14 protein-coding genes are annotated in these 13,663 nt (G+C 60.2%); 6 read left to right on the top strand and 8 right to left on the bottom strand.

All coding sequences use genetic code 11. From position 1 onward, the window contains the following. Window positions 1–272: 272 nt before the first annotated feature. The 3 genes from cpaB to VCK47_RS06295 form a co-directional block, all read right to left on the bottom strand. Window positions 273–1,106 carry a Flp pilus assembly protein CpaB gene (gene cpaB / locus VCK47_RS06305; RefSeq protein WP_322889858.1) on the bottom strand — a complete coding sequence of 278 codons (834 nt, stop codon included), beginning with the start codon at window positions 1,104–1,106 and terminating at the stop codon, window positions 273–275. Between the two features lie 268 nt (window positions 1,107–1,374). Further along, on the bottom strand, window positions 1,375–1,602 hold the full coding sequence (locus VCK47_RS06300; RefSeq protein WP_322889857.1) for a hypothetical protein: 228 nt from the start codon (window positions 1,600–1,602) through the stop codon (window positions 1,375–1,377). Between the two features lie 91 nt (window positions 1,603–1,693). After that, window positions 1,694–1,876, bottom strand: coding sequence for a hypothetical protein (locus tag VCK47_RS06295; protein ID WP_322890037.1), 183 nt, complete (start codon window positions 1,874–1,876; stop codon window positions 1,694–1,696). Between the two features lie 348 nt (window positions 1,877–2,224). On the opposite strand from VCK47_RS06295, the gene VCK47_RS06290 reads away from it, so the two are divergent. Next, window positions 2,225–3,064 (top strand): lytic transglycosylase domain-containing protein, encoded by an 840-nt coding sequence (locus tag VCK47_RS06290; RefSeq protein ID WP_322889856.1) that lies wholly within the window; start codon window positions 2,225–2,227, stop codon window positions 3,062–3,064. 64 nt (window positions 3,065–3,128) lie between these two features. Here VCK47_RS06290 and VCK47_RS06285 read toward each other — a convergent pair whose 3' ends face one another. From VCK47_RS06285 to tldD, 5 genes are all read right to left on the bottom strand, one after another. Then, window positions 3,129–3,752 carry a 3-oxoacid CoA-transferase subunit B gene (locus VCK47_RS06285; protein WP_019954752.1) on the bottom strand — a complete coding sequence of 208 codons (624 nt, stop codon included), beginning with the start codon at window positions 3,750–3,752 and terminating at the stop codon, window positions 3,129–3,131. Continuing rightward, complete coding sequence (locus VCK47_RS06280) at window positions 3,752–4,456, bottom strand: CoA transferase subunit A (protein WP_322889855.1); 705 nt, start codon at window positions 4,454–4,456, stop codon at window positions 3,752–3,754. The genes VCK47_RS06285 and VCK47_RS06280 overlap by 1 nt, the downstream gene beginning before the upstream one ends. Window positions 4,457–4,529: 73 nt before the next feature. Continuing rightward, on the bottom strand, window positions 4,530–7,142 hold the full coding sequence (topA, locus tag VCK47_RS06275) for a type I DNA topoisomerase (RefSeq protein ID WP_322889854.1): 2,613 nt from the start codon (window positions 7,140–7,142) through the stop codon (window positions 4,530–4,532). A 133-nt stretch (window positions 7,143–7,275) separates the two neighbouring features. Continuing rightward, on the bottom strand, window positions 7,276–8,406 hold the full coding sequence (dprA, locus tag VCK47_RS06270; protein WP_322889853.1) for a DNA-processing protein DprA: 1,131 nt from the start codon (window positions 8,404–8,406) through the stop codon (window positions 7,276–7,278). Window positions 8,407–8,568: 162 nt separating this feature from the next. Further along, complete coding sequence (tldD, locus tag VCK47_RS06265) at window positions 8,569–9,990, bottom strand: metalloprotease TldD (RefSeq protein WP_322889852.1); 1,422 nt, start codon at window positions 9,988–9,990, stop codon at window positions 8,569–8,571. A gap of 180 nt (window positions 9,991–10,170) precedes the next feature. Between tldD and coxB the strand changes: the two genes are divergently transcribed. The 5 genes from coxB to VCK47_RS06240 all read left to right on the top strand — a co-directional run bounded on the left by coxB (window position 10,171) and on the right by VCK47_RS06240 (window position 13,656). Beyond that, a complete protein-coding gene (coxB, locus tag VCK47_RS06260) occupies window positions 10,171–10,998 on the top strand; it encodes a cytochrome c oxidase subunit II (RefSeq protein ID WP_322889851.1) in 828 nt (275 codons plus the stop codon). 79 nt (window positions 10,999–11,077) lie between these two features. Next, window positions 11,078–12,019, top strand: coding sequence for a heme o synthase (gene cyoE, locus VCK47_RS06255; protein WP_322889850.1), 942 nt, complete (start codon window positions 11,078–11,080; stop codon window positions 12,017–12,019). Next, window positions 12,013–12,216: a hypothetical protein gene (locus VCK47_RS06250; protein ID WP_322889849.1), complete on the top strand. Its 204-nt coding sequence runs from the start codon at window positions 12,013–12,015 to the stop codon at window positions 12,214–12,216. The genes cyoE and VCK47_RS06250 overlap by 7 nt, the downstream gene beginning before the upstream one ends. Then, window positions 12,213–12,827 (top strand): cytochrome c oxidase assembly protein, encoded by a 615-nt coding sequence (locus VCK47_RS06245; protein ID WP_322889848.1) that lies wholly within the window; start codon window positions 12,213–12,215, stop codon window positions 12,825–12,827. The genes VCK47_RS06250 and VCK47_RS06245 overlap by 4 nt, the downstream gene beginning before the upstream one ends. Before the next feature lie 25 nt (window positions 12,828–12,852). Beyond that, on the top strand, window positions 12,853–13,656 hold the full coding sequence (locus VCK47_RS06240) for a cytochrome c oxidase subunit 3 (protein WP_322889847.1): 804 nt from the start codon (window positions 12,853–12,855) through the stop codon (window positions 13,654–13,656). Window positions 13,657–13,663: the final 7 nt, after the last annotated feature.

The following is a 13,663-nucleotide window of genomic DNA, read 5'->3' as shown; positions in this document are numbered from 1 at the left end:
GCCCTTGATGCGGGGACCATGCGTCACGCTAGCATTTATTGCAATAATCAATGCGTTGGAGGTCAAACCGAATGTGGAGATCGCGCAACACTTGCCAATATCCCCCGGTTTCGCGGCGGTTCGTTAATCCAGCGTTTATGTCTATATATGGGCGTCCGAGGTATGATTTGCGACGTTTCCGTCAATATGCGGGATAACCCGGAAAACAAAATACCGGCGAAGAGAGGCCTCTTCGCCGGCACATATTTCTTGCAACCTCAGATTTCAGTTGCTCAGTTCGAGCATTCGATCTCGACCTGAACGCTCTCTGTTCCGCTGCGCTGGGTGACAAAACAACGGCGTGCTTCCTCGACCACGGGAGCTTCTTCGATCACGATATCCTGCTCACCGGTCAGGGCAGAATTGTCGATCGTCACCGGACCTGTCTCGGTGATATCGCCAGCGCCGACAAGTGCTAGGCTCAGCCGCCCGCTGTTTTGTGCCTGCGTCAGCAAAGCGACATCCTCAGGCGAGACCTGCAACACAACGCTTTGCGGGCCGCCGCGCGCCTCGCCGTCGCCAAGGACGGCGATGATCTGGACGCCGGATTTGATCAGGTTCGTGACCTCGCGGCCGTCGCGCAGGCGACCGGTCCAGTAAACGTCGATGCGGTCGTCCGGCCGCAAGATGCCAAAACCGGCCGCAACCCGCCCTTCAACAGGGAAAGCACGCATGCCCGGTTCGACCAATGCGGTCAGGCCACGGCTGGCGCCCGCTTCGGACACCTTGTTTGAAATGACGACCTCGTTTGCCACCATTGGCAGCACCACGACGCGCGGCGCCTGCGGGCCCAGCGGAAACAGATCTGCCTCTGTGGCAAAGGTGCCAGCGGGCAGGAAATCGCGCGGGTATTTGATGATGCGAACGTCATCGATAGTCAGCTGTTCGCCGTAGGTGATGGGGCGCGCCGCAGCATAGACATCGACAGTTGCGAGGGCCGAGGCCGCGATCTGACGCGCCCGTTCAAGCTGTGCGGTCTGCGTGCCCATGTACTGGTTGACCATATAAACGGCAAAACCCGCCAGTCCCATTCCAACAAGAAGTACTAGACCAAAAACTGCGCGCATTCTCTTTTCCTCGACTGGTCTATCTGATTTTCCACGCATCCATAGATCAAGGAGGTTACCAAATACAATCACAACACGGCCAGATTGTCACCTCTGGCGGAAACCGTGATGCACCTGCGTCACAAGGCGCGCGGGGCGTGGCATCAACGAATTGCGTGTGCGTCATGCAAAAGCTGCCTCTGCGGGCAGCATTCTTGGCACGTATCAAATCAATATGCGGTGGCGGTGTGCTACTGTGGTTTGCACGCCATTCTTGTCGCCGACGTGTCTAGGGTACGACCTGCTGGCTCGCCACGAAATCTGATGTCTCGTTCGCGATGCGGACTGTTTCACCGCTGAAGGCGCCCACGACCGCAACGCCCAAAAGTGTAATGGCCGATGTCAAAACGACGAAATCGACTGTGATCGCGCCCTGCTCATCCGCGTGAAACGAGAGCAACTGGCTGCAAAAGCGGAGTGCGACTGATGTCATCTGGCTGACTTTCGTACCAAACATGAAAACAGGACCGGCAGGATCGCTGTCTATATAGTGATGCTGCGCCAAGACTATGGCGCAGCAAAATCATGTCATAAGCGCCAGAAGCGTCTTATGGGGTAACTTCGACCGCCTGCAGCGCGTCTTCGATGTTGTTCGCCAGGCCGCGTGCGCCGGACTGGATCGCTGCACCGACAGCCAGACCCAGCAGAACGATTGCTGCGGTCAGAACCACGAAGTCAACGGTGACGGCACCGTCTTCGTCGTTGCGGAAATTTTTGATGAAGTTAAGCATTGGTATCTCTCCTAGGGTATCGTTGATGTTCAAGCCGTTCCTCGCCGGGGTCTGTGACAACCCGTGGCTGCCCGTTCCGTCTTGGATGGCCCCTTCTTGCTGGCGAATTGGGGCGGGAATTTGACAAGATCGGCGTTTTTTCTGTTTTGCAGCGTCCGGCGGCGAAAAACAGAGCTAAGTTATTGATTTATAATAAAAGAAAGTATGAACAAATATTCATATTCACGCTGACGCGTTGCCTAAAAGCCCGCAATCAAATGGAAAAATTCGGGATTGTTCGCAAATCTATGGCGTCAGCGACGGATTCTGCCATCTTTGGATTAACAAGAACCTCGAGCAGGGCAGTCCATGGATCACAACAAAGTGGCCTTTGCGGCCGCAGTCGCGTTTTTTTGCGCTACCGCTGTCGCCGCGCAGGTGGAACGCCTGCAACCCGATTTCACTTTCAAGCGAGTCGGCGTGCCGGCCTCCGGCCAGACGACCGGGCGTATCAACGTCCAGATTGATCCCAATGCGCCCCGTCGCGCGCCGGTCTATGCTGAACCGCGCCCCGAACCTGTATCTGCCGCCGCAGTTGCCCCGCCCCGTGCCAGATCGGGGTTCGGCTGGTTCTGGGAAACCGTCCCGTCGTCATTGACTGATTCAAGCCCTGCGCGGCTGGAACTGGCGATCAACCGGATCAACAATCCCCCCGCGGGGCAGGGTATCCCCGCACCACGCCTGCAATCCTTGCAAGATATCGCCTCTGCACATGGTCTGCACATCCTGCGCGAAACTGTCGGCACCAACGTGTCGCCCGCCTTGGTGTTGGCGATCATCGCCATCGAAAGCTCGGGCCGCACCGAGGCCGTCAGCAGCGCGGGCGCCCAAGGTCTGATGCAGCTGATGCCCGCGACGGCGGCCCGCTTTGGTGTCAGTGACAGCATGAACCCCGGCCAGAACATCAAAGGTGGCGTGGCGTATCTGGCATGGCTTCTGGACCGTTTCGGCAATGATCCTGTGTTGGTGTTGGCTGGCTACAATGCCGGCGAAGGCAATGTGCAACGCTATGAAGGCGTGCCGCCTTTCGCCGAGACAATGGATTATGTGCCCAAAGTGCTTGCGGCATGGCAGGTCGCCAAAGGGCTGTGCCAGACGCCGCCCGAATTGATCACCGACGCCTGCGTGTTCAACGTCAACGGTCTGTGAGGCCAAAGAAAAAGCCCTGCCAGATCATCTGGCAGGGCTTTTTTTGACATTAGTTGGATGACCTTCAGACGATCGTCGCTTCGGTCGCGGCGCGCAATTCGGCCTCGGTCACGCCTTCGGCGCATTCCACGATCCGCAAACCGCCTTCGACCACATCAAGCACACCCAGATTGGTGATGATCCGGTCCACGACACCTTTGCCTGTCAGCGGCAGGGTGCAGGATTTCAGCACCTTCGATTCGCCATGCTTGTTGGTGTGGTCCATCACCACGATCACACGGCCCACACCGGCGACCAGATCCATCGCACCCCCCATGCCCTTGACCAGCTTGCCGGGAATCATCCAGTTCGCCAGATCGCCGTTTTCGGCCACTTCCATCGCGCCAAGGATCGCGGCTGCGATCTTGCCGCCACGGATCATGCCAAAGGATGTCGCACTGTCGAAATAGGCGGTGCGTTTGAGTTCGGTGATCGTCTGCTTGCCTGCATTGATCAGATCGGGGTCTTCGTCACCTTCAAACGGGAAAGGGCCCATGCCCAGCATGCCGTTTTCGGATTGCAGCGTGATGTCCTTGTCGCCGACGTAATTGGCGACCAGCGTCGGGATGCCGATGCCAAGGTTGACGTACCAGCCGTCCTGCAGTTCTTCGGCGGCGCGTGCGGCCATCTGATTGCGATCCCAAGGCATTACACTGTCTCCCGCTTGCGCGTTGTGCGCTGTTCGATCCGTTTTTCATGCGTGCCCTGAATGATCCGGTGCACATAGATGCCGGGCAAGTGGATCGTGTCGGGGTCAAGGCTGCCTGTAGGAACGATCTCTTCGACCTCGACGACGCAGACCTTGCCGCACATCGCGGCGGGCGGGTTAAAATTGCGCGCGGTTTTGCGGAACACGAGGTTGCCCGTTTCATCCGCTTTCCATGCCTTCACGATCGACAGGTCGGCAAAGATTCCATGTTCCAGAATATAGGTCTGGCCGTTGAAATCCTTGTGTTCCTTGCCATCCGCGATGACCGTTCCGACGCCGGTTTTGGTATAGAAACCGGGGATACCGCAGCCACCGGCGCGCATCCGTTCGGCCAGCGTGCCTTGGGGGTTGAATTCCAGCTCCAACTCTCCGCTCAGATACTGGCGCATGAATTCGGCATTCTCGCCCACATAGGACGAGATCATCTTTTTCACCTGTCGCGTCTGCAACAGGATGCCGATGCCGAAATCATCGACGCCTGCGTTGTTGGACGCAAAGGTCAGATCCTTGGTGCCTGCATCCTTGATCGCCGCCAGCAGCAATTCGGGAATCCCGCACAGGCCAAAGCCCCCCGCCGCGATGAACATGCCGTCGAACAAAAGCCCATCCAGAGCCTCCTGCGCCGAGCCGTATACCTTTTTCATGCCGCTCCCCTTACCGATTTGCGCAAAACTGTCGCGGCCCCCCGCGAAAGTCAATCGCCGCAGTGCAGCGCCGTTATTTGGTGGCCGCTTTCTTTGGCGCGGCTTTTTTCGCGGCCGGTTTCTTGGCAGCAGGCTTTTTCGCCGCCGGTTTCTTGGCCGATGGCTTCTTTTTCCCCGCCTTGGACGCGCGTTCATCAATCAGGTCGATGGCCTGCGCCAGCGTCAGATCATCGGGCGTGATGGTTTCGGGGATCGTGGCGTTGATCTTATCCCATTTCACGTAAGGCCCGTATTTGCCGTCATAAATCGCGACAGCACCACCCGCCTGCGGGTGTTCCCCCAATTCGCGGATCGGGGCAGCCGCCCTGCCGCGCCCGCCGCGGGACGCGACCTTTTCGGCCAGCAATTGCACGGCGCGGTTCATGCCCACGGTCCAGACCTCGTCGATACCGTCGAGATTGGCATTGGTGCCGCCCTTGTCGGACGTGCTGGCCGCGTGTTTGAGATAAGGCCCATAGCGCCCGATATTGGCCCAGACCATGACGCCATCCTCGGGGTGCGGGCCGATCTGGCGCGGCAGTTGCAGCAGGCGCAACGCCTGTTCGAGATCCACCTCCTCGGGTGCCCAGCCTTCGGGCACGCCGGTGCGGTCGGGCTTGGGGTTCGCCTCGGACGTGGCGCCGCGCTGGACATAGGGGCCGAACCGGCCTTTGAAAATGCGGATCTCGTCGCCCGCATCATGGCCCAGCAATTTGCCATCGGGGGGGATGGCTGATTTTTCGGCCTCGGGGTCGGGCGGACCGAAGGGGCGGGTATAGCGGCATTCGGGGTAATTCGAACAGCCGATGAACGCGCCACCCGACCGCGCCGTGCGCATCGACAAACGCCCTGCGCCACAGTTGGGGCAAAGGCGCGGGTCGGTGCCATCGGCGGTCGGCGGGAACAGATGCGGTTCCAGCACCTCGTTGATCTTGTCGAGGACTTCACCGATGCGCAGGTCTGCGGTTTCGGCGATGGCGGCGGAAAAATCGCGCCAGAAACGGTGCAGCACCTTTTTATAATCGGCGTCGCCCGCGCTAACCTCGTCCAGCTGGTTCTCCAGATCGGCGGTGAAGTCATAGCCAATGTATTTCTGGAAATAGTTCATCAGGAAGGCGGTGACCAAACGGCCCTTGTCCTGCGGGATCAGGCGGTTCTTGTCCTTTTCGACATAGCCGCGATCCTGAATCGTCGTGACAATCGACGCATAGGTCGAGGGTCGCCCGATGCCCAGTTCTTCCATCCGCTTGACCAGCGTTGCCTCGGTATAGCGCGGCGGCGGCTGGGTGAAATGCTGTTCGGGGTCGACCGATTGCTTGACGACCTTTTCGCCCTGCGCCAGTTGCGGCAGGCGCTTGTCGTCCTCATCCGCCGTATCGTCGCGGCCTTCTTCGTAGATCGCGATGAAGCCGTCAAAGATCATGACCTGCCCGTTGGCGCGCAGGATAACCTGCCCGTCCGCGCTGGCGACATCGACGGTCGTGCGTTCCAACTGGGCCGCCGCCATCTGGCTGGCCAGTGTGCGCTTGTAAATCAGGTCGTACAGTTTGCGCTGGTCGGCATCCTTGATATCGGCCTGATCGGCGGCGACCATCATATCGGTGGGGCGGATACATTCATGCGCTTCCTGCGCGTTCTTGGCCTTGTTTTTATAGATGCGCGGCTGATCGGGCAGGTATTTCGCGCCAAACTTCGCTTTGATTGCATCGCGTGCGCCGGTCACGGCCTCGGGCGCCATGTCGATCCCGTCGGTCCGCATATAGGTAATGAGACCCGATTCGTACAAACGCTGCGCCACGCTCATCGTCTGCTTGGCGCCCATGCCGAATTTGCGGCTTGCCTCTTGCTGCAGGGTCGAGGTCATGAAAGGCGGGCTAGGGTTGCGGGTGGCGGGTTTCGCTTCGACGCTTGTGATCTTCAGATCACGCGAATTTACCGCCTGCACGGCCATTTCGGCCTGCGTGGCATTGCCCAGATCGAATTTATCAAGCTTCTTGCCCGCCAGCGTCGTCAGCCGCGCCTCGAACATCTGGCCGCGGGGCGATTGCAGCTGCGCCTTGACGGTCCAGTATTCCTGATTGCGGAACGCCTCGATCTCCATCTCGCGCTCGACGATCAGGCGCAGACAGACCGATTGTACGCGGCCCGCAGATTTGGCCCCCGGCAGTTTGCGCCACAGAACGGGGGACAGGTTGAACCCCACCAGATAATCCAAGGCACGACGTGCCAGATACGCCTCGACCAGGGGCGCATCGACCTGACGGGGGTTTTTCATCGCCTCGAGGATCGCGGTTTTCGTGATCGCGTTGAACACCACACGGCTGACGGGCGTGTCCTTGCGGATCGCTTTCTTCTCGGTCAGGGCCTCGGTCAGGTGCCATGAAATCGCCTCGCCCTCGCGGTCGGGGTCGGTGGCGAGGATCAGTTCATTGTCATCTTTCAGCGCATCCACGATGGCCTTGATATGCTTTTTGCTGTCGGTCGCGATTTCCCATTTCATGTCGAAATCGTCATCCGGCAGGACCGACCCATCCTTGGGTGGCAGGTCGCGGACATGGCCGTAGGACGCCAGAACCGTATAGCCGCGCCCAAGATATTCGTTGATTTTCTTGGCTTTTGCGGGGGATTCGACAACGACGACGGGCATGGGAATCCTTTATCTGCGCGGCTTTGTTCAAGTGGCGCAAGATGTGGCGACGATGGCGCGAATGTCAATGACGCGAAATTTGGCCCATCTTTCGAGCCGAAATATCCCCGCCGGAGGCATTGAAGTTTTCCCTTCAGACGGCGCGGGCCAGCAATCCGCCCGCCTGCCGCGTGATCTTGCCGTCAAGTTCCAGATCGACAAGGGCAGGTGCCACATCTGTGGCTGCCACCGCCAGATCGCGCAAAAGTTGGTCCTCGGCGACAGGGGCGGGGCCAAGGCGAGACAGGATCATCGCGTGCAATGCGGCGATATTGCGCAGGGCGGGGCGGGGGTGTGCGACTGGCTCTGGCACAGGTGGCGCCGTCACGGTTTTGGGCGCCAGCGCCTCGATCACGTCCTCGGCGGATCGCACCAGCGTCGCGCCGTCGCGCAGCAGCATATTGCACCCTGCCGCGCGCGCATCGAATGGATGGCCGGGCACCGCCAGCACGTCACGCGCCTGATCCAGCGCATTGCGCGCGGTGATCAGGCTGCCCGATCTTGCCGCCGCCTCGACCACGACAACGGCCTGTGCCAGCCCCGAGATGATCCTGTTGCGCGCCGGAAAATGCCGCGCCTGTGGTTGCAGCCCCATCGGCATTTCCGACAGGCGCAGCCCTTGCTTGGCGATGTCATGGGCCAGTTGGGTGTTGTCCACAGGATAGATCACATCGACACCGCCCGCCAAAACGGCCACGGTGCCGCCCGCCAGTGCGCCCAGATGCGCCGCCGTGTCGATCCCGCGTGCCAGACCAGAGACCACGATATAGCCCGCATCAGCCAAATCACCCGCGAGTTTGCGCGCCATGCGGCTGCCCAAGGATGACGCGTTGCGCGCACCGACCAGCGCCACCATCGGGCGCGCCAGCAAATCGGCCCGCCCCAGACACCACATCATCGGTGGCGCATCGGAGATCATGCGCAAGGCATCGGGATAAAGCGGGTCACGGTCCGACAAAAGCCGCGCACCCGCGGCTTTGCCCGCCTGCAATTCGGCGCGGATCACGCCGATGGGGCAGATTTCATAATCATCGACACCGGCCGCGCGGGCGACATCGGGTAGGGCCTTCAGCGCGTCAGCCGCGCTGCCGTATTCTGCCAGCAACCGCCGATAGGTCGCAGGCCCGACGCGGCGGGATCGCAATAGGCGAAGGTGGATGATCGCATCCTCTTCCGTGGTGGGGGGGAGTTGGGGGGTGGTGGAAGATCGTGTCGGTTTGGTCATCCCTTGCTCCGCCTATTGCTTCACAAGGTTTATGCCCACAGCGTTAACAAGCCATGAATCGCTGCGACAATCTGTCGAGCTTAGCGGTAAGCCCTTCAAACAAAAAACATTTGTGATTTCTTCCGTGCGCAGCGCAACCCCTATGCGCTGCGAATCGGGACTTCAGGCAGCCGCGCCCCCCACGGTCAGCCCACCGATCAGCAGGCTGGGCTGGCCGACGCCCACTGGCACCCACTGGCCCGCCTTGCCGCAATTGCCGATGCCGGGGTCAAGGGCAAGATCGTTGCCGATGCCCCTGATCTTTTGCAGCGCGGTCGCGCCGTCACCGATCAGCGTGGCCCCTTTCACGGGCGCGCCGATGACGCCATTTTTGACGCGGTAAGCTTCGGTGCAGGAAAACACGAATTTGCCGTTGGTGATATCGACTTGCCCGCCGCCAAAGCCCACCGCATAAATCCCGTCCTTCAATTCCGAAACAAGGCTTTCGGGGCTGGCGTCGCCTGCCAGCATATAGGTGTTGGTCATGCGCGGCATCGGTGTATGGGCGAAGCTTTCGCGCCGCCCGTTGCCGGTGGGGGCAACCCCCATCAGACGGGCATTCTGGCGGTCCTGCATATAGCCCACCAGCACGCCATCCTCGATCAGCACGTTGCGGGCGCTGGGCGTGCCTTCGTCGTCCACGGTGATCGAGCCGCGGCGGTCGGGGATCGTGCCGTCATCCAGTACGGTGACGCCCTTGGCCGCGATCTGCTGGCCCATCAGCCCGGCAAAAGCGCTTGATCCCTTGCGGTTGAAATCGCCCTCAAGCCCATGCCCGATGGCTTCGTGCAGCAGGATACCGGGCCAGCCGGGGCCAAGCACGACATCCATCACGCCAGCAGGGGCAGGTTCGGCATCCAGATTTACAAGGGCGATGCGCAACGCCTCGCGCACGATGGGTTCCCAATGGTCGCGGCCGATCAGCCCGATCAGGCCCACACGCCCGCCGCCCCCCATGCCACCGCTTTCGCGCTTGCCGTTCTGTTCGACGATCACGCTGATATTGATGCGCGACATCGGGCGCGTGTCGGTGACGAGCGTTCCTTCGGGTCGCAGGATCACCACCTCCTGATGGGATGCGCCGATGCTGGCCGACACCTGCACCACACGCGCGTCAAGCGCGCGGGCAAAGGCGTCAATCTCGCGCAGGACGTCGATCTTGGCGGGGAATGTCGCCTGCAGCATCGGGTCATCGTCGCTGTAAAGCTTGCGGTTGGTGCCCGCAGGCGCATCGGCCATCACCCCGCCGCCGTCGCCCACGGCAAGACGCGCAGTCGCAACAGCGCGGCGCAGCGCATGTTCGTCGATCGTAGTGGCATGGGCATAGCCTGCCGTCTCGCCGCGCACGGCGCGCAGCCCGAAGCCTTCGGAGGCATCGAAACTGGCCGTCTTGATCCGCCCGTCGTCCAGCGACAGCATCTCGGACTTGCGCCGTTCGATGAACAACTCGCCGTCATCCGCCCCTGCCGTCGCCTCGCGCAGCAGGTCAAGCGCGCGTGCCTGATCCAGATGGGTCTCGAACGGGCGAAATGGGGTGGCGGTCATCACATTATCCTTTGGCGGCGGTTTTCGGGGGCAAAAGCGTCTGTTTGCCGCAACAGCAGTTCTTGAGTTGTGCGTCAGGATATGGGACATGGGCGCAGCAAGACAATGGGATTCCGCCCGTAGCCCGAGCGGACTGACCGGGGAAAGAGGCCGCAAGGTCTTATGAAGTTAGGGTACAATATGCGACTGAACACCTTTGCAACCTCTGTTTGGACCACGCTTGGTCTGGTTCTCGCGGGCAGCACGGCCACGGCGCAGCAGAACATCGGCCAGGACCTCGAAATCGTGGGCCAGCCTGTTCCGGGCGGCATGGGTTTCCAGCCTTCGGCGACCGAACTGGCGCGCGATGTCGTTTGGCTCGATACGATGCTGCTGGTCATCATCACGGTCATCACCGTTTTCGTGACCGGTCTGCTGGCCTATGTGATCATCCGCTACAATGCGCGGCGCAACCCCAACCCCGCCGGTTTCACGCACAACTCGCCGCTCGAAATCGCATGGACGGTCGTGCCGATCGTCATTCTGGTTTTCATCGGTGCGTTCTCGCTGCCGATCTTGTTCAAGCAGCAGGAAATCCCCCAAGCCGATATCACAATCAAGGTCACGGGCTACCAGTGGTATTGGGGCTATGAATACGTGGACGAAGGCGTGAGCTTTGACAGCTTTATGCTGACCCGCGAAGAACTGGAACAGTTCGGCTATACGCAGGACCAGTATCTGCTGGCGACCGACACAGCCGTCGTTGTGCCGGTGGGTGCAACGGTTGTGATGCAGGTGACGGCCGCTGACGTGATCCATTCCTGGACGATCCCCGCCTTTGGTGTGAAGCAGGACGCCATCCCCGGCCGTCTGGCCGAACTGTGGTTCGCGGCCGAACGTGAAGGTATCTATTTCGGCCAGTGTTCGGAACTTTGCGGTCAGGCGCATGCTTATATGCCCATTACCGTCAAGGTCGTCAGCCAGGAAACCTATGACGCGTGGCTGGCCGACGAACAGGGTCTGTCCTGATCGCCCTGGCGGATCATCATTCACCTGACGGACCATCCGTCAGCGTGACTGCACCGCACTTTGCAAGGACGGACTGCCCATGACCGATTTCAGCGCCAACGACCACACCACCCACGAGGCGGGCATGGGCGATTACTTCGCCCTGCTCAAGCCACGGGTGATGTCGCTTGTCGTGTTCACTGCCCTTGTCGGTCTGCTGGTGGCACCTGTGCCGGTGCATCCTTTCCTTGGTTTTGTCGCGATCCTGTGCATCGCGGTCGGAGCAGGGGCGTCGGGTGCGCTGAACATGTGGTGGGACGCCGATATCGACGCGGTAATGAAACGCACGGTGGGCCGTCCCATCCCGTCAGGGCGCGTCGCCCCCGGCGAGGCGCTGGGGATCGGCGTCGCGCTGTCAGGCTTTTCCATCCTGCTGCTGGGGCTGGCGACGAATTTTCTGGCTGCCGGTTTGCTGGCCTTTACGATCTTTTTCTATCTGGTCGTCTATTCGATGTGGCTCAAGCGCGCGACACCGCAGAACATCGTGATCGGTGGTGCCGCTGGTGCCTTTCCTCCGATGATCGGCTGGGCGGTCGCCACGGGCGGTGTCAGTATCGAATCGCTTTTGATGTTCGCGCTGATCTTCATGTGGACGCCACCGCATTTCTGGGCGCTCGCACTCTTCGTGAAATCGGACTACGGCCGCGCCGGTGTGCCGATGCTGACCGAGACGCATGGCCGCGACGCGACGCGCAGGCATGTGCTGGTCTATACGCTGTTGCTGGTCCCCGTCGCGTTGGGTCTTGGACTGACCTCGATTGGTGGGCCTGTTTACATGGCGGTCGCTGTGGTGATGAACGCATGGTTCCTGAAAGGTGCCTATGACATCTGGCGGCGCGACGATGCCGCTTGCGAGGCTGACAAGCACCGCGTCGAAATCAAGGTGTTCAAGGTTTCGCTTTACTATCTGTTCGCGCATTTCGGCGCATTGCTGGCCGAGGCCGCCCTGCGGCTTTACGGATTTGGAGGATGGTCATGGTGATCCGCGTCGAACATGAACTGCACACACGCCGCAAGGGGCGCAATGCCGGTGTCGGTCTGCTGCTTGTCGGCTTTATCGCAATCGTTTTTGGATTGACCGTGGTCAAGGTCCTGCAACTGGACGACATCCGCCAGTTCGAAACATTTGACCATGCGCCGCGTCCGCAACTCGTGCCGATTCCGGAGGTGACCGAATGACTTTGTTCCCGCGTCTTAAAGGTATTTACCGCAGCGCCGCGCAGGCCTCTGCCGTTGTTGTCGTGATGGGCGCGCTGGCATGGGCGTCGGTGCCGTTTTACGACTGGTTCTGCCGTGTCACAGGATTTGGCGGCACAACCAGCGTTGCCGCAGGCGACAGCGATGTGATTCTTGACGAAACGATCAGGGTCCGGTTTGACGGATCGCTTGGCCGCGACATGCCGTGGACCTTCAAGCCCGTGCAGCGCGAGGTCGAGCTGCGGATCGGGGAAACGGCGCTGGTGTTCTACGAAGCGCATAACCCGCTGGACGTGCCGATTGCGGGACAGGCGTCCTACAATGTGACCCCCTATGAGGCGGGCGGGTTCTTCGACAAGATCGAATGTTTCTGCTTTACCCAGCAGGTGCTGGCCCCCGGTGAAACGGTGCTGATGCCGGTTTCCTTCTTCGTGCACCCCGATATTGTCGATGACCGCGAAGGCCAATATGTGCATACGATCACGCTAAGCTATACGTTCTTTCAAATCGACGTGCCGGGCGATTACGTTCAGGCCGCCGCCGATGCGACAGCTTTGACACCGGCGCCGCAAGACGCCATAGAGACTTACTAACGACAGCCGATAGGGAACGCACCAGATGGCGCAAGCGAAAAACCACGATTACCACATTCTGCCACCTTCTGTCTGGCCCTTCATCGCCAGTGTAGGCGCGTTCGTCATGTTGTTCGGCTCGGTTTTGTGGATGCACGGATCAGGGCCGTGGATCTTCCTGATGGGGCTGATCGCCGTGCTTTACGTGATGTATGCATGGTTTGCCGATATGGTCGCCGAGAGCCAGGCAGGCGATCACACCCCCGTGGTGCGTATCGGTCTGCGATATGGCTTCATCATGTTCATCATGTCCGAAGTGATGTTCTTCGCCGCATGGTTCTGGTCGTTTTTCAAACACCAGATGTATCCAATGGAAACCTATGTCGGCACCGAATACATCAAGCCCGAAATCTATGCGATCGACCCGTTCGGCCTGCCGCTGATCAACACCCTGCTGCTGCTGATCTCGGGCTGTGCCGCGACATGGGCGCACCATGCGCTGGTGCATGAAAACAACCGCAAGGACCTTAAACTGGGGCTGATCCTTGCCATCGCATTCGGGGTGATCTTCACCGCGTTTCAGGCCTATGAATATTGGATCCTCGTCACGCAGGACGGCTATACCTTCGGCGGTGAAATCCACTATGCCAACTTCTTCATGGCGACGGGCTTTCACGGCGCGCATGTGGTGATCGGCGCGATTTTCCTGCTGGTCTGCCTGATCCGTGTCGAACGTGGCCATTTCACCCCTGAAAAGCATGTCGGGTTCGAGGCAGCGATCTGGTACTGGCACTTTGTAGATGTGGTCTGGCTGTTCCTTTTTGCAGCCATCTACATCTGGGGCGCGTAAGGCGGGG

The sequence above is a fragment of the Yoonia sp. 72 genome (assembly GCF_034652275.1).
Lineage (GTDB): Bacteria > Pseudomonadota > Alphaproteobacteria > Rhodobacterales > Rhodobacteraceae > Yoonia.
Note: the sequence above shows the minus strand (reverse complement) of the source record. Positions and strands in the feature narration are given on the sequence as shown.